Origin of the sequence: Streptomyces sp. NPDC059582 (genome assembly GCF_042735715.1) — a bacterium.
Lineage (GTDB): Bacteria > Actinomycetota > Actinomycetes > Streptomycetales > Streptomycetaceae > Streptomyces.
The window spans coordinates 128469-144408 of sequence record NZ_JBHWCC010000019.1 but is presented as its reverse complement, the minus strand read 5'-3'; the positions used below and the strand labels follow the sequence as shown (position 1 = coordinate 144408).

Sequence of the window (15940 nt, the reverse complement as noted above, 5' to 3'; positions counted from 1 at the left end):
GGTTCTCGGCCGGCGTTCCAGCGTGACGACCGTTCCGGTGCGCCGCGTCGTGATGACCGTGGTGGCGACCGTCCCACCTTCCGCCGTGACGACCGTCGCGACGACCGCCGTGACGGTGACCGGGGTTCTCGGCCGGCGTTCCAGCGTGACGACCGTTCCGGTGCGCCGCGTCGTGATGACCGTGGTGGCGACCGTCCCACCTTCCGCCGTGACGACCGCCGCGACGACCGCGGTGAGCGCGGTGGAGAGCGCGGTGGCGGTTACGGCCGTCGTGACGACAACCGTGGTGGTGGGTACGGCCGTCGCGACGACCGTTCGGGTGCGCCGCGTCGTGACGACCGTGGCGACCGCCCTACCTTCCGCCGTGACGACCGCCGCGACGACCGTCGTGACGGCGACCGTCCTCCTTTCCGGCGTGACGACCGCGGTGAGCGTCCGCCCTTCCGGCGCGACGACCGTGGCGACCGTCCCGCCTTCCGGCGCGACGACAGCCGGGGCGAGCGTCCTCCGTTCCGCCGTGACGATCGCCGCGATGACCGCCGTGATGATCGCGGTGAGCGTCCTCCGTTCCGCCGTGACGACCGGCGGGACGACCGCCGTGACGACCGCGGTGACCGTCCTCCGTTCCGCCGTGACGACCGGCGCGATGACCGCCGTGACGACCGCGGTGACCGTCCCGCTTTCCGGCGTGACGACCGGCGCGATGACCGTCGCGACGGCGGCGACCGTCCTCCCTTCCGCCGTGACGACCGCGGTGAGCGTCCGCCCTTCCGGCGCGACGACCGTGGCGACCGTCCCGCCTTCCGGCGCGACGACAGCCGGGGCGAGCGCGGTGACTTCCGTCGTGACGAGCGCCGTGACGACCGTGGCAGCTACGGCCGGCGGGACGACAGCCGGGGTGATCGCGGTGGTTTCCGGGGCCGGGACGACAGCGGTAGCCGCGGTCCGCGCCGTGATGACGACCGTTCCGGCCGTCCCGGTGGCTTCCGTGGCCGTGACGACCGACGCGACGACCGGCGCGGCGGCGGCTTCCGTGACGAGCGCGACCGGGACCGGGAGCCGATCAAGCGGCTGCCGATCGCCGAGGACGTCACCGGTGACGAGATCGACGGGGACGTACGCCAGGAGTTGCTGAGCCTGCCGAAGACGCTCGCCGAGGATGTCGCCAAGAACCTGGTGATGGTCGCGCGGCTGATCGACGAGGACCCGGAGGGCGCCTACGCCTACTCCAGGATCGCCCTGCGGCTCGCGTCCCGTGTCGCCGCCGTGCGCGAGGCGGCCGGGTTCGCCGCGTACGCGAACCAGAAGTACAGCGAGGCGCTCGCCGAGTTCAGGGCCGCACGGCGGATGACCGGCACCGTCGAGCTCTGGCCCGTCATGGCCGACTGCGAGCGTGGGCTCGGGCGGCCGGAGAAGGCTCTCGACATGGCCGGCGCCCCCGAGGTGCACAAGCTCGACAAGGCCGGTCAGGTCGAGATGCGGCTCGTCGCGGCCGGCGCCCGGCGTGACATGGGGCAGCTCGACGCGGCCATCGTGACGTTGCAGAGCCCCGAGCTGGCCGCCAACTCCGTACAGCCGTGGACCGCGCGGCTGCGGTACGCGTACGCCGACGCGCTGCTCGCGGCGGACCGGCAGGGCGAGGCGCGCGAGTGGTTCGCCAAGGCCGTCGAGGCCGACCGGGACGGCAGCACGGACGCCTCCGACCGGCTCGCCGAGCTGGACGGGGTCGAGTTCGTCGACGTCCTCGGCGACGGCGACGAGAGCGACGGCGAAGAGGGCCATGACGCGTCCGGGGACATCTCCGCGGCGGACACCGCCGTCCACGACGATGACATCGTCGACGAAGACATCATCGACGAGGACCTCGACGAAGACGACCTCGACGAAGACGGCGATGTCGACGGCGAGCAGGACGACGAAGAGTTCGAGGACGAGAAGTCCGAGGACGCGAAGTCGGACGACGCGAAGTCCGACGACAAGGACTGACCCGAGCGAGTGAGTGAGGGCGGGATCCCGGTGACGGGATCCCGTCCTTTGCTTTGTCTCCGTGTCTGCGTGTCCGCGTGTCTGCTGACCGCGTCAGAAGTCCAGCGTGCGCAGCACGAGGCCCGACGCCGGCTTCGGGCCGAACGACGTCGACTTGCGGGGCATGGTGACGCCCTGGCGGGCGAGGTCGCGGACGACCTCCTCGCGGACCGGGTGCATCAGGACGGCCGTACCGCCGTCGCGTTCCGCCTTCTCGACCGTGGCGGCCGTGTCGTGGATGTAGGCGATATGGGCGGGGGAGTCCTCGGGGATGTGCCAGACGTGGTCGAGGAGCGTGGCGTGCAGGACGGTGCCGTCCAGGGTGCGCCAGGCCGCCGGGAAGTCGGCCGGAACCGTACGGGCCAGGAGTTCCGGGTCCGGACGGTCGATGAGGTGGAAGGAGCCGTCCCCGGCCAGCAGGAAGGCGTTGCCCTCGCAGGCCGCGTCCGCGAGCCGCTTGAGGGCGTCCGGCAGCGGGACGTGCAGGCGGCGGACCCGGAAGCGGCCGTCCAGAGCGGTCAGCGCGTCGGCGACCGGCAGGGTGTGCAGGAGACGGTGGATCGCGCGGACGCGCAAGGGGTAACGGAGCGTGTCGACGAGCAGGACCAGGCCGTAGTCCCAGGGGCCGGGGGAGGGGTGCTCCGCGCGTAGACGCAGATACGTCGCCCAGCGATGGTGACCGTCGGCGATCAGGGCCTGGTGCTTGGACATGTCGGTCTGGACGCAGGCCAGGTCGGTGGGGTCGGTGATCGCCCAGAGGCGGTGGCCGAGGCCGTCCTCCGTGGTCGTCGACAGAAGTGGGGGCTTTTCGGCGGTGCGTTCGATGACCTCGGCCGTGGCGCCGTTGCCGTGGTAGGTGAGCAGCAGGGGTTCGAGATTCGCGGAGGTGGCGCGCATCAGGGCGGCGCGGTCCTCGACGATGTGCGGCATGACGTCCTCGTGCGGCAGGACCACGCCCTGCGACGGCTCGGTCAGGCGCAGGGCGCCGATGAGGCCGCGCTGGAGCAGGTCGCCGCCGTCGCGCTGTTCGTAGACGTACAGGCCGGGTTCGGGGTCCGCTGCCAGGATGCCCTCGTCCAGCCAGCTGCGCAGGGTGTCGGCCGCACGTTCGTTGCGGGCACTGGGGGTGGTGTCCTGCGGGAGGATCAGCCGGACGATGTTGTGGGGGTCGGCCGACTGGAGGTGGTACACGCCGTCGGGCCGTACGACGACGTCGTACGGAGGTGACGTCACGGCGGCCAGGCTGCCGACTCGGGTGGGGTCGTAGCGCAGACCTCGGAACGGGGTGAGTTCCAGGCCTCGGGGCGCCATTGCTTCCGAGTGACCTGCAGTGTTCATCCAGGCATCGTACGTGTGTCGGTGGCATGAGGGATGATCGGGGAAAGGGACCGAACGAGGAGCGATGCGGAATGAGCCGGAGCGTCAGGACGAGGCCCGACGGCAGTGGGCAGGCCCTGAGCGAGGCGTACGACACGGCGCTGCTGGATCTGGACGGGGTGGTGTACGCGGGCGGGAACGCGATCGCGCACGCGGTCGAGTCGCTCGCGACCACCCGAGCGGGCGGCATGCATCTGGCGTACGTCACGAACAACGCGTTGCGCACGCCGAACGCGGTCGCCGCCCATCTGACCGCGCTGGGCATCCCGACCGGCGCGGACGACGTCATCACCTCGGCGCAGGCGGTGGCGCGGCTGATCAGCGAGCAGGTGCCCGAGGGTTCCCGGGTGCTGGTCATCGGCGGGGAGGGGCTGAGGGTCGCGCTGCGCGAGCGTGGGCTCGAGCCCGTGGAGTCCGCTGACGACGATCCGGTGGCCGTGGTGCAGGGGTACGGCGGGCCCGAGCTGGCGTGGGCGCGGTTCGCGGAGGCGTCCTACGCCATCGCGCGCGGGGTGCCCTGGTTCGCGTCCAACACCGATCTGACGATCCCCAGCGCGCGCGGGATCGCGCCGGGCAACGGGGCGGCGGTCGAGGTCGTCCGGATCGCTACGGGTGCCGAGCCGCAGGTGGCGGGCAAGCCGCTGCCGCCGATGCACCGTGAGACGGTCCTGCGGACCGGCGCCGAGCGGCCGCTGGTGGTGGGGGACCGGCTGGACACCGACATCGAGGGGGCGTTCAACGGGGACGTCGACTCGCTGCTCGTACTGACCGGGGTGACCGACGGCGCGCAGTTGCTCGCCGCGCCGCCGCAGCACCGGCCGGCGTATGTGGACGCGGATCTGCGGGGGCTGCTGACCGGGCAGCCGGAGGTCACCGAGGCGGGTGAGGGGTTCCGGTGCGGCGGCTGGACGGCCACGGCCGGCACCGATCGGCTGGAACTGGCGGGCGACGGAGCGGCCCTGGACGGGCTGCGCGCGCTGTGCGCGGCGGCCTGGACGGCGGCCGGGGAGGGTTCGTGCGGGCTGGACGGCGGGAAGGCGCTGGCGCGGCTGGGGTTGTGAGCCGGCGCGGCGGTGTGGAGGACGGCAGAGGGCGTGACGCGCCTCCCCGGTGAGAGGCGGGGCGTGGCTCCACGTGAGAGGCGGGACGCGCCTCCCCGGCGATGGCGTGACGCGCCTGCCCGGTGAGGGCGTACCTGCTGGGGGCCGTGACCGGCGTCATGCCGGATGCGAGGGTAGGCTAACCTAACCGCGTGTTGGTCGACAGTCCTCCTGAACAGCGCGCGGAGACCGCCCCCGCGCCCCCCAACCGCCGGGCGATACGCAGCCTCGGGCTCCTCGTCTCCGTCGCGGTCCTGGCGCTCGTGGCGTCGGCGAGTATCGCGATCGGGGCGAAGGAGCTCTCCCTGGGACAGGTCTGGCACGGCCTGTTCGCGAACACGGGTACGTACGGCGACGTCGTGGTCGACGAGCGGCTCTCGCGGACCCTCCTGGGGCTGCTCGCCGGCGCGGCGCTCGGTCTGTCGGGGGCCGTCCTCCAGGCGCTCACCCGCAACCCGCTCGCCGACCCCGGGCTGCTCGGCATCAACGCCGGCGCGTCCGCCGCGGTCGTCACGGCCATCACCTACTTCGGTGTCACCAGCCTGAGCGGCTATGTGTGGTTCGCCTTCTTCGGCGCGGCCGCCGTCGGCGCGCTGGTCTGGTTCCTCGGCGGCAGCCGGGGCGCCACACCGGTGCGGCTCGCGCTCGCCGGCACCGCGATCAGTGCCGCGCTCTACGGCTATGTCCAGGCCGTGATGATCATGGATGACGCGGCGCTGGGCCGGATGCGGTTCTGGACGGTCGGGTCGCTGTCGTCGGCGACCGACTCGACCATCGCCCAGGTCCTGCCGTTCTTCGCGGTCGGCACGGTCCTCGCCCTCGCGCTCGCCCGGCCGCTCAACGCCATGTCCATGGGCGACGACACCGCCAAGGCGCTGGGCGCCCATCTCAACCGCACCCGGGCGCTGTCCATGCTGGCCGCCACCGTGCTGTGCGGCGCGGCGACCGCCGCCTGCGGCCCCATCGTGTTCGTCGGACTGATGGTCCCGCACATCGTGCGGTCCTTCACCGGGCCCGACATGCGCTGGATCATGCCGTACGCCACGATCCTCTCGCCCGTGCTGCTGCTCGGCGCGGATGTCATCGGCCGGGTCGTCGTGCGGCCCTCGGAGCTCCAGGTCGGCATCGTCACCGCACTCATCGGCGGACCGGTCTTCATCTTTCTCGTACGACGGCGGAGGACGGCGCAGCTGTGAAGACCGCACAGAAGACCACAGCCAGGACCACCAGGACCACCAAGGTGCCCAAGGCCCCCGGGACGTCCAGGACCCCCGGGGGGAAGCGGGCCACCCGCGCGCTGCGCACTCCGGGTGGGTTCTCCCTCCGGCTGGACGTCCGCGCGTTCGTCGTCGTCGTGCTGCTGCTGGCAGTCGCGCTCGCGGCGAGCGTCGTGCTGATCGGCACCGGCGACTTCCCCATCTCGGCCGGCGACGTGCTCAAGACGCTGGCGGGCGACGGCACCGCCGGGCAGGAGTTCATCGTCAACGAGCTGCGGCTGCCCCGGGTCCTGGTCGGACTCCTGGTGGGCGCCTCGCTCGGGCTCGGCGGCGCCCTGTTCCAGTCCATCTCCCGCAATCCGCTGGGCAGCCCGGACGTGCTCGGCCTCGGGCAGGGCGCGACGGCCGGCGCGCTCGTCGTGATCGTGCTGATGTCCGGGAGCGCCGCCCAGGTCACCGTCGGCGCCCTCGTGGGCGGTCTGGTGACCGGTCTGGCCATCTACCTGCTGTCCTGGAAGCAGGGCGTCCACGGCTACCGGCTGGTGCTGGTCGGCATCGGCGTGTCCGCCGTCGTGACGGCGGTCAACGGCTATCTGCTCACCAAGTCCGACATCGTGGACGCGGCCCGCGCCGTCGTCTGGATGACCGGATCCCTCGACGGCCGCGACTGGGAGCAGGTCTGGCCGCTGCTGGCCCTGTGCGCGGTGCTCGTCCCGCTCGTCCTCGCCAACGCCCGCGGGCTGCGGATGACGGAGATGGGCGACGACGTCTCCAACGCCCTCGGCGTGCGCGTGGAGCGCGTACGGCTGCTGCTGATGGTGGCCGCCGTCCTGCTCACGGCGACCGCGACCGCCGCGGCGGGCCCCGTCAGTTTCGTGGCGCTCACCGCGCCGCAGCTCGCCCGGCGGCTGACCCGCTCGCCCGGCCCGAACCTCGTGCCGTCCCTGTGCATGGGCGCCGCCCTCCTGGTCACCGCGGACCTGGCCTCCCAGCGGGCCTTCGGCGCCGAACAGCTGCCCGTGGGCGTGGTCACCGGCGTGCTCGGCGGTGTCTACCTGCTGTGGCTGCTGGTCACCGAGCGCAGGGCGGGCCGGATATGAGCGCCCACCCCACCAGCGGACTGAACAACCCAAGGAGCACCGTGAACCGCCTGTCCGCAGAGAACGTCACCCTCGCCTACGACCAGCGTGTCATCGCCGAACAGCTGTCGGTGGAGATCCCCGACAACTCCTTCACGGTGATCGTCGGCCCGAACGCGTGCGGCAAGTCGACGCTCCTGCGGGCGCTGTCGCGGATGCTGAAGCCGAGCGAGGGCCGGGTGCTGCTCGACGGGCAGGTCATCCAGTCGATGCCCGCGAAGAAGGTGGCCCGCACCCTGGGCCTGCTGCCGCAGTCGTCGATCGCGCCGGACGGGATCACCGTCGCCGACCTGGTCGGCCGCGGCCGTTACCCGCACCAGGGGATCCTGCGCCAGTGGTCCGCCGGGGACGAGCGGGTCGTACAGGAGTCCATGGCGCAGACCGGCGTGGCCGAACTCGCCGACCGCTACGTCGACGAGCTGTCCGGCGGTCAGCGCCAGCGGGTGTGGATCGCGATGGCGCTCGCCCAGCAGACGCCGTTGCTGCTGCTCGACGAGCCGACGACGTACCTGGACATCCAGCACCAGATCGACGTGCTCGACCTGTGCGCCGAACTGCACGAGGAGCGGGGGCGCACGCTGGTCGCCGTGCTGCACGACCTCAACCACGCGGCCCGGTACGCCACCCACCTCATCGCGCTGCGCGGCGGGCAGGTCATCGCGCAGGGCGCGCCCGACGAGATCGTCACGGCCGACCTGGTCGAGGAGGTCTTCGGGCTGCGCTGCCAGGTCATCGACGACCCGGAGACGGGAACGCCACTGGTGGTGCCGGCGGCCCGCAGGGCGCGCACCGAGGCGAAGGCCGCCGCCTCCGGGGCCGTGGCGGCTTCGGCTACAGCAGCTTCCTGAGCCGGAACAGGTCGACCAGACCCGCCTCCAGCTTCACCCGGCCCGAACCCCACGCCTTGGCGAAGTTGAGCCGGCCGGCGACCAGCGCCACCAGGTCGTCGCCGGTCATGGCCAGCCGGATCTCGGCCTTCTCGCGCGGTGGGCCGGGGAAGGTGTCGAGCACCTCGATCCGGCCGCCGGTGAGACGGCCGGCGAAGGTGACGTCCAGGTCGGTGATACGGCAGCTCACGGAACGGTCCAGGGCGACGGCCGTGCGGACGTCGCCCTCGGCGCCTGCCATGTTGTCGGAGAGCTTCTCGAGCGCGGTGCGGCACTCCTCGATGGTCGCCATGGTGATCGACGGTACCGCAGCGGTTCGGGGTAGCGTCGGGGCATGAGCGACTCTGTGCCCGAGGCCGGACCCCGGACGGAAGCGACGGTTCCGCAGGACGAGCCCGCGCACGACCCCGCGTACGACCCCGCCGCGCCCGCTCCGCTGGACGTGTCCCGCACCGCCACCGGCCACCCCGAGGTCGACGCCCTGCTGGAGCGCCTCGGTGATGCCGATCACCTCGCCACTGACGGACATGTCGAGGTGTACGAGGACGTGCACCGGGGGTTGCGCGACGCGCTCACCGCGCTCGACGCCCGCCCGGGACCGCCGGCTCCCGCCCCCCACCCGACCACCCCGCAATGAGATCCTTCGGGTCGCACCTTTCAATCGACGTACGGGACGAGGAGCTGAACCGAACGTGGCAGGAGTCGCACGCCGCCGTCTGGACGCGGAGCTGGTCCGCAGGAAGCTCGCGCGCTCGCGCGAGCACGCCAGCCAGCTGATCGCCGCGGGCCGGGTGACCGTCGACAAGACCGTCGCGACCAAGCCCGCCACGCAGGTGGAGACCGCGGCGGCGATCGTCGTCGCGTCCGACGACGGCGACCCCGAGTACGTCTCGCGCGGCGGCCACAAGCTCGCCGGGGCGTTCGCCGCCTTCGTGCCGCAGGGCTTGGCCGTCGAGGGACGGCGGGCGCTGGACGCCGGCGCGTCCACGGGCGGCTTCACCGACGTGCTGCTGCGGGCGGGGGCCGCGCACGTCGTCGCCGTCGACGTCGGTTACGGCCAACTCGCCTGGTCTCTCCGGAGCGATGAACGCGTCACCGTCAAGGACCGTACGAACGTACGCGAGTTGACGCTTGAAGCGATCGATGGGGAACCTGTGGATCTTGTCGTGGGCGATCTGTCCTTCATCCCGCTCGGGCTGGTGCTGCCGGCCCTGGCGCGGTGTGTGAAGCCGGACGCCGACCTGGTGATGATGGTCAAGCCGCAGTTCGAGGTGGGGAAGGAACGGCTGGGGAGCGGGGGTGTCGTACGGAGTCCGCAGCTGCGGGCGGACGCCGTGCGGGGCGTGGCCGGGAAGGCGTGGGAGCTCGGGCTCGGGGTGCGGGGGGTCACCGCGAGCCCGCTGCCCGGGCCCTCGGGCAATGTCGAGTACTTTCTGTGGCTGCGGGCCGGAGCTCCCGAATTGGACCCGGCCGACGTTGACCGTGCAGTGGCGGAGGGGCCGCGTTGACACAGAACCGAGCTCGTACTGTTTTCCTGCTCGCCCACACCGGGCGGCCCGCGGCCATCCGCAGTGCCGAACTCGTGGTCAAGGGGCTGTTGCAGTCAGGCATCGGCGTGCGCGTCCTGGAGGCCGAGGCGCGCGACCTGCCGCTGCCGGTGGAGGTGGAGCTCGTCAAGGAGGCCACCCCGCAGTGCCTGGAGGGATGCGAACTGCTCATCGTCCTCGGCGGTGACGGCACGCTGCTGCGTGGCGCCGAGTTCGCGCGGGCGTCCGGGGTGCCGATGCTCGGCGTGAACCTCGGCAGCGTCGGCTTCCTCGCGGAGGCCGAGCGGGACGACCTCGACAAGGTCGTCGACCGGGTGGTGACCAAGGCGTACGAGGTCGAGGAGCGGATGACCGTCGACGTCGTCGTGCACCGCAACGGCGACATCGTGCACACGGACTGGGCCCTGAACGAGGCCGCCGTGCAGAAGGTGTCCGCCGAGAAGCTGCTCGAGGTCGTGCTGGAGATCGACGGACGGCCGGTGACCGGGTTCGGCTGCGACGGGATCGTCCTGTCGACCCCTACCGGGTCGACGGCGTACGCCTTCTCGGCGGGCGGGCCCGTGGTGTGGCCTGAGGTGGAGGCGCTGCTGATGGTGCCGATCAGCGCGCACGCGCTGTTCGCGAAGCCGTTGGTGACCTCGCCGAACTCCGTGCTGGCGGTCGAGGTGCTGCCGCACGTCCCGCCCGGCGTGCTGTGGTGCGACGGGCGGCGGACCGTGGAGCTGCCGCCGGGCGCGCGGGTGGAGGTGCGGCGCGGGGCGGTGCCGGTGCGGCTGGCCCGGCTGCATCACGCTTCGTTCACGGACCGGCTGGTGGCCAAGTTCGCGCTGCCCGTCTCCGGGTGGCGCGGGGCCCGGTCGTAGCGGTTCGCGGGCGGTGACGGGGGACCGACGGGGGGCCGCGGGTGCGTGGTGGCCCGTCGCCCGGTTTCCCCGCGCCCCTGAGGTCCGTGCACTCGCCCGGGTGACAAAAGCGCACGATCCGCTCTCCGCCACCTGCGGCTTCGCACAACCGGGGCGGGTGCCGTCGCACACCGTCCCCCCGACCTCGTATGGTCGTGTCCGTGTTGGAGGAGATGCGGATACGGTCGCTCGGAGTCATCGACGACGCTGTCGTCGAGCTGTCGCCCGGGTTCACCGCGGTCACCGGTGAGACGGGCGCGGGCAAGACGATGGTGGTCACCAGTCTGGGGCTGCTGCTCGGCGGGCGCGCGGACCCCGCGCTCGTACGGATCGGGGCGAAGAACGCGGTCGTGGAGGGACGGATCACCGTCCCCGCGAACACGTCCGCGATGCTCCGGGCGGAGGAGGCGGGGGCCGAGCTCGACGACGGCGCCCTGCTGATCAGCCGTACCGTTTCCGCCGAGGGGCGGTCACGGGCCCACCTGGGCGGACGGAGCGTGCCCGTCGGGGTGCTCGCGGAGCTCGCCGACGAGCTGGTGGCGGTGCACGGGCAGACCGACCAGCAGGGGCTGCTGAAGCTCTCGCGACAGCGGCAGGCGCTCGACCGGTACGCGGGCGACGCGGTCGCGGGGCCGCTCGCCAAGTACACGGAGGCCTATCGGCGGCTGCGTGCCGTGGCCGTCGAGCTCGACGAGATCGTCACACGCGCGCGTGAGCGGGCCCAGGAGGCCGACATGCTGCGCTACGGCCTCGACGAGGTCGCCGGGGTCGAGCCGCGCGCCGGCGAGGACGTGGAGCTGGCGGAGGAGGCGGAGCGGCTCGGGCACGCGGAGGCGCTGTCGTCGGCCGCCACGGCCGCCCACGCCGCTCTCGCGGGCAACCCGGAGGACCCGGAGGGCATCGACGCCGCGACGCTCGTGGCGGGCGCACAGCGCGCCCTGGAGGCCGTACGGTCGCACGATCCGGCGCTGGCCGCGCTCACCGACCGGATCGGGGAGATCGGGATCCTGCTGGGCGACGTGGCCGGGGAGCTGGCGGGATACGCGGACGATCTGGACGCCGATCCGCTGCGGCTGGCGGCCGTGGAGGAGCGCCGGGCGGCGCTGACCGCGCTGACCCGTAAGTACGGCCGGGACGGCCAGGACACGGCCTCCGTGATCGCGTGGGCCGAGCAGGGCGCCGCGCGGCTGACCGAACTGGACGGCGACGACGACCGGATCGAGGAGCTGACCGCCGAGCGGGACGCGCTGCGGGCCGAACTGGGCGGGCTCGCGCAGGCGTTGACGGACGCGCGGGTGGAGGCGGCCGAGCGGTTCGCGGCCGCTGTGACCGCCGAACTGGCCTCGCTGGCCATGCCCCACGCGCGCGTGTCGTTCGAGCTCCGGCAGACGGAGGACCCGGAGGGCGTCGAGGTCGGCGGGCGTGCCGTCGCCTACGGGCCGTCCGGCGTCGACGAGGTGGAACTGCTGCTGGCCCCGCACCCGGGTGCCCCGCCGCGGCCCATCGCCAAGGGCGCGTCCGGTGGTGAGCTCTCGCGCGTGATGCTGGCGGTGGAGGTCGTGTTCGCCGGGACGGATCCCGTGCCGACGTACCTCTTCGACGAGGTCGACGCCGGTGTCGGCGGCAAGGCGGCGGTGGAGATCGGGCGGCGGCTGGCGCGGCTCGCGAAGAGCGCGCAGGTCGTGGTCGTGACCCATCTGCCGCAGGTGGCGGCCTTCGCCGACCGGCAGCTGCTGGTCGAGAAGACCAACGACGGGTCGGTGACCCGCTCCGGCGTGAAGGTGCTCGAAGGCGAGGACCGCATCCGGGAGCTGTCCCGGATGCTGGCCGGCCAGGAGGACTCGGAGACGGCGCGGGCGCATGCCGAGGAACTGCTGGCGACGGCCCGGGCGGACGGCTGAGGGCTGCGCCGGACGAGCCTGTCCGCCCCGCGGACCGGCCGCGGCCGGTCGTGCGGTGCCCCGCGCCTCCGAGGGCACGGGGCGGGTCCTTAGGGTGACGGGGTGATCGACCGTATGCGCAGGACCACCTCGTTCGCCCTCGCCGCCGCGACCACCCGGGCCGCGGCGGCCGCTCTGCGCTCCCGGGCGCCGGGCGGCCGGGTCCGCTGGGAGCGGACGAACCACGCCGGGCGGACCGTGGAGATGTACGCCGGGCCCGCGAGCGCCCTGGCGGCCGCCGTCGGGGCCGCGCGCGTCCGGCCGGCCGCCGGGCTCGCCGTCGCGGCCGCCGGTCTCTGCGGGGCGTACGACGATGTCGCCGGGGACGACCGGCGTGGCTTCCGGGCGCACCTGAGGGCGCTGCGGGACGGCGAAGTCACCAGCGGCGCGGTCAAGTTGTTCGGCATCGCGGGTGCCGGTCTCGTCGCCGGCGCGCTGCTCAAGGAGCGGCCGACGGACAAGGTGCTCGCGGGGATCGTGATCGCCGGTGCCGCGCACTTCGTCAACCTCGTGGACGTCCGGCCGGGAAGGGCCGCCGGGACGGTGCTCGTCCTCGGCGCGCCCGGGCTGCTGCGCGGGGGACCCGGGGCGGAACTGGCCGCCGTCGCGGTCGGCGTCGCCGCGGCCGTGCTGCCCGACGATCTCGGGGAACGCGCGATGATCGGGGACAGCGGGGCGCACGCGCTGGGCGCCGTTCTGGGGGCCGCGGTCGTCACCGCGAACGGCCGGGCCTCGCTTGCCGCCCACGCCGTCGCCGTCGTGGCCGCGGCGGTCTGCGGCGACCGGGTGAGCGAGGCGGCGCGTTCACTCGTGTGAGTGACCCGTGCGGTCGTGCCGGGAGGAGCCGGCCGCCTCCGGTTCCCGGAACACCCGTACGTCCTGGCATCCTTGACGTAGGACATGGGGGGATACCGCGCGGTGCCCCCTCCGTGCCCGTTCCTTCTGTACGTTTCGTCGTGATCCTCCGACGCCGAACCAGGAGCCCCCGGCCACGTGAGCCCCGTCAGCAGCCCCTCAGCGCACGGCCAGTCGCCGTTGCGCACCGTGCAGGTGCTGGGCGGAGGCAACGCCGGCAGCAGCGCACACGTGCGCTCCCTGACCGCGGGGCTGGCCGCCCGGGGCGTGCGGGTCACCGTGTGCGCTCCCGTCGAGGCCGATCACCTCTACGACTTCACGGGCGCCGGCGCCGAACACGTGCACGTCCCGCGCAGCAGCGACCCGGGGGCGGTCGCCGCGCTCCGGGCGGCCTGCGCGGACGCCGACCTGGTACACGCGCACGGGCTGCACGCCTCCTTCAGGGCCGTGCTCGCGCTCAGCGGGCGGCGCACCCCGCTGGTCGTCACCTGGCACGACCGCGCGTACGCCGAGGGCGCGCGCGCCCATCTCGTGCGGCTGCTGGAGCGCCGGGTGGTGAGGGCGGCCACCGTCGTGCTCGGCACCACCTCCGCCCTCGTGGACCGGGCCCGCCGCACCGGCGCGCGGGACGCGCGGCTCGCCGCCGTGGCCCTGCCCGGCCTGCCCGGACCGGCCGAGGCCGACGACCCCGACCGGCGCCACCCCAAGATCCGGGCCGAGCTCGGCGCCATCGGCCGCCCGTTGCTGATGGCCGTCGGCTCCCTCGACCCGCACCGCGGGTACGAGGTGCTGCTGGACGCCGCACGCGCGTGGCGCGGGCTCGACCCCGTGCCGCTGGTGGTCGTCGCGGGCGAGGGCCCGCTGCGGGCGGCGCTGCAGCGCCGGATCGAGGACGAGGGGCTGCCGGTACGGATCGTCGGGCGGCGCGACGACGTGGGCGAGCTGATCGCCGCCGCCGACCTCGCGCTGCTGCCGAGCCGGTGGGAGTCGCGTTCCGTGCTCGCCCAGGAGGCCCTGCACGCGCGCGTGCCGCTCGTCGCGACCCGGGTCGGAGGCATCCCCGAACTCGTCGGCGACGCCGCCGAACTCGTGCCGTACGGCGACGCGGGCGCCCTCGCCGACGCCGTGGTAGGTCTGCTCGGCGACCCCGGACGCCGGGAACTCCTGGCCGAGAAGGGCGCCCGGCAGGCGGCCACCTGGCCCACCGAGGACGAGACGGTCGCCCAGGTGCTGTGTGTCTACGACGAGTTGACACAGCCCACGCCGCTTATCTGAGGGGCGTCTAGGGCGCGTGCCGGCGCGCCCGCAGGGCCAGGCTCAACGCCAGGACCGTCTGCGGGTCGTCCAGGTCCGTGCCGAGCAACTCGCCGATCCGGGCGAGCCGGTTGTACAGCGTCTGACGGTTGAGGTGGAGCTCGCGCGCCGTCTCCGCCTTGCGGCCGGCGTGCGCCAGATACGTCTCCAGGGTCGGCAGCAGCGGTGGCTTCGAGCGGTTGTCGTGGTCGCGCAGGGGGCCGATCGCGCGGTCCACGAAGGCCGCGAGGTCGGGCTGGTCACGCAGCCGCCACAGCAGCAGGTCGATGTCGAGGCGGCGGGCGTCGTACCAGGGACGGTCGGACAGGCCCTGCGCGGCGGTCGCCGTCTCCGCGGCGTGCCGCAGACCGGCCGACGCCGCCGCCCAGCCGCCGGCCACCCCGACGACCACGACCGGTGGCCGGGCTCCCGGCCGCTGGATCCCCGCCCGCTCCACACCGGTCCGCAGCGCCGCCGCGACCCGGTCGGCCACCGCGGACCGCTCCGATTCCGAGCGCAGGCCCAGCAGGAGCGGCACGCGGCCCTCGACGGGGCGTACGCCCAGCAGCACCGGCACGCCCACGGACGCCAGCTCCTCGCCGACCGCGCGCGCCAGCACCGCCCAGCCCCCGCCCGGGGAGAGCGCGTCACCCAGCCGCATGACCACCGGCAGCAGCGGGCCGTCGCCCGGCTTGAAGCCCAGCACCCGGGCCTGCGCGGGGGCGTCCACCGCGGCGACACGGCCCTCGGCCAGGTCGGTCAGGAAGTCGCCGCGGCCGCGTGCCGCGAGCTCCTCCTCCTGGCGGGCCTGCATCAGCACCACGGCCAGGACGCCCGCGGCCCGTTCGGCGGCGATGCGGTGCACGGGGGCGAGCGGGCCGAGGACGGGCAGCAGCACCAGCCGGGCCCGCACCGAGCCCGTGCCCGGCCCTGCGCCGGGCACGTCGACGAGCACCGAGCCCGACGACGGCGGCGCGTCCTTGTGCTGCCCGCGCAGCCCCTCCCACACCTGGAGCGGATCCGTGCCCTCGGGCCCCGCCCCCGCGGCGTACAGCAGCTGCCCGTCCGTCGTCTCCAGGAAGACCGGGTTGCCGCTGAAGTCGGCCAGGATGCCCAGGACCTGGGGGATCCCGCCGCCGCCCAGCAGGGCTTCGGTACACCGGCGGTGCACCTCCTCCGCCCGCTGCAACAGCGCGTAGTGCCCGTTGACGATCTCGGTGTGGATCTCCTCGGTGACCGCCACGAACGGCACCTCGCGGTGCAGCTGGACCAGCGGAAGCCCGGCCGACTGCGCGGTCTCGACCAGGGTGGCGGGCAGCCGGGTGAAGCGCGGGCCGAGCTCCACGACCAGGGCCGCGATACCGCGTTCGGCGAGGGTGCGCACGAACGCCCGCTGGTCGGCGGGGCGGGTGCCGAGCCCGTACCCCGTGGTGAGCAGCAGCTCACCGCCCTTGAGCAGCGAGGCGATGTTCGGCACCTCGCCCGCGTGCACCCAGCGCACGGTGCGCTGCAGCCGGTCGGCGCCCGCGAGGACCTCGGGCAGCCCGCTGCGCAGCCCCGGCAGCTCCAGCGCCCGCTGCACGGTGACCCCGGTGCCCTGGCTGTCGAATCGGTGGTCCGCGCGGCTGTCCATGCGACGGACGCTACCCGCGCGGACG

At 73.7% G+C, this 15940-nt stretch carries 15 protein-coding genes; 12 read left to right on the top strand and 3 right to left on the bottom strand.

The genetic code is table 11. The features are described from left to right. Together ACFV0T_RS18670 and ACFV0T_RS18665 are read left to right on the top strand one after the other, a co-directional pair. Positions 1-1135: hypothetical protein (locus ACFV0T_RS18670; protein WP_385779891.1), on the top strand; the 1135-nt coding region annotated here is incomplete at its 5' end. Next, positions 1072-1986, top strand: a complete 915-nt coding sequence (locus ACFV0T_RS18665; protein ID WP_385779889.1) for a hypothetical protein — start codon at positions 1072-1074, stop codon at positions 1984-1986. The genes ACFV0T_RS18670 and ACFV0T_RS18665, both read left to right, overlap by 64 nt. 93 nt (positions 1987-2079) lie before the next feature. Here the strand turns inward: ACFV0T_RS18665 and ACFV0T_RS18660 are convergent, their stop codons facing one another. Then, positions 2080-3363, bottom strand: coding sequence for a DUF1015 domain-containing protein (locus tag ACFV0T_RS18660; protein WP_385779863.1), 1284 nt, complete (start codon positions 3361-3363; stop codon positions 2080-2082). A gap of 71 nt (positions 3364-3434) precedes the next feature. Between ACFV0T_RS18660 and ACFV0T_RS18655 the strand changes: the two genes are divergently transcribed. From ACFV0T_RS18655 to ACFV0T_RS18640, 4 genes are all read left to right on the top strand, one after another. After that, entirely contained in the window at positions 3435-4463 is a 1029-nt protein-coding gene (locus ACFV0T_RS18655; protein WP_385779860.1) for an HAD-IIA family hydrolase, read from the top strand. A 191-nt stretch (positions 4464-4654) separates the two neighbouring features. Continuing rightward, positions 4655-5698 (top strand): FecCD family ABC transporter permease, encoded by a 1044-nt coding sequence (locus ACFV0T_RS18650; RefSeq protein ID WP_385779857.1) that lies wholly within the window; start codon positions 4655-4657, stop codon positions 5696-5698. Between the two features lie 44 nt (positions 5699-5742). Then, on the top strand, positions 5743-6819 hold the full coding sequence (locus ACFV0T_RS18645; protein WP_385779887.1) for a FecCD family ABC transporter permease: 1077 nt from the start codon (positions 5743-5745) through the stop codon (positions 6817-6819). Then, entirely contained in the window at positions 6816-7706 is an 891-nt protein-coding gene (locus ACFV0T_RS18640; RefSeq protein WP_385779854.1) for an ABC transporter ATP-binding protein, read from the top strand. The genes ACFV0T_RS18645 and ACFV0T_RS18640 overlap by 4 nt, the downstream gene beginning before the upstream one ends. Here the strand turns inward: ACFV0T_RS18640 and ACFV0T_RS18635 are convergent. Continuing rightward, the gene (locus tag ACFV0T_RS18635; RefSeq protein WP_385779852.1) at positions 7690-8037 is read right to left on the bottom strand and encodes a sterol-binding protein; all 348 of its coding nucleotides are present in this window, start codon (positions 8035-8037) and stop codon (positions 7690-7692) included. The genes ACFV0T_RS18640 and ACFV0T_RS18635 overlap by 17 nt on opposite strands. Positions 8038-8079: 42 nt before the next feature. On the opposite strand from ACFV0T_RS18635, the gene ACFV0T_RS18630 reads away from it, so the two are divergent. The 6 genes from ACFV0T_RS18630 to ACFV0T_RS18605 all read left to right on the top strand — a co-directional run bounded on the left by ACFV0T_RS18630 (position 8080) and on the right by ACFV0T_RS18605 (position 14264). Continuing rightward, positions 8080-8382 (top strand): hypothetical protein, encoded by a 303-nt coding sequence (locus ACFV0T_RS18630; protein WP_385779849.1) that lies wholly within the window; start codon positions 8080-8082, stop codon positions 8380-8382. Positions 8383-8437: 55 nt separating this feature from the next. Beyond that, positions 8438-9253, top strand: a complete 816-nt coding sequence (locus ACFV0T_RS18625) for a TlyA family RNA methyltransferase (RefSeq protein WP_385779848.1) — start codon at positions 8438-8440, stop codon at positions 9251-9253. Continuing rightward, entirely contained in the window at positions 9250-10155 is a 906-nt protein-coding gene (locus ACFV0T_RS18620; protein ID WP_385779846.1) for an NAD kinase, read from the top strand. Before ACFV0T_RS18625 ends, ACFV0T_RS18620 begins: the two co-directional genes overlap by 4 nt. A 188-nt stretch (positions 10156-10343) precedes the next feature. Beyond that, on the top strand, positions 10344-12095 hold the full coding sequence (recN, locus tag ACFV0T_RS18615) for a DNA repair protein RecN (protein ID WP_385779845.1): 1752 nt from the start codon (positions 10344-10346) through the stop codon (positions 12093-12095). A 114-nt stretch (positions 12096-12209) separates the two neighbouring features. Beyond that, positions 12210-12950, top strand: coding sequence for a hypothetical protein (locus ACFV0T_RS18610; protein WP_385779885.1), 741 nt, complete (start codon positions 12210-12212; stop codon positions 12948-12950). Positions 12951-13127: 177 nt separating this feature from the next. Further along, a complete protein-coding gene (locus ACFV0T_RS18605; protein WP_385779843.1) occupies positions 13128-14264 on the top strand; it encodes a glycosyltransferase family 4 protein in 1137 nt (378 codons plus the stop codon). A 7-nt stretch (positions 14265-14271) separates the two neighbouring features. Here the strand turns inward: ACFV0T_RS18605 and ACFV0T_RS18600 are convergent, their stop codons facing one another. Beyond that, positions 14272-15915 carry a PucR family transcriptional regulator gene (locus ACFV0T_RS18600; protein WP_385779841.1) on the bottom strand — a complete coding sequence of 548 codons (1644 nt, stop codon included), beginning with the start codon at positions 15913-15915 and terminating at the stop codon, positions 14272-14274. Positions 15916-15940 lie beyond the last annotated feature (25 nt).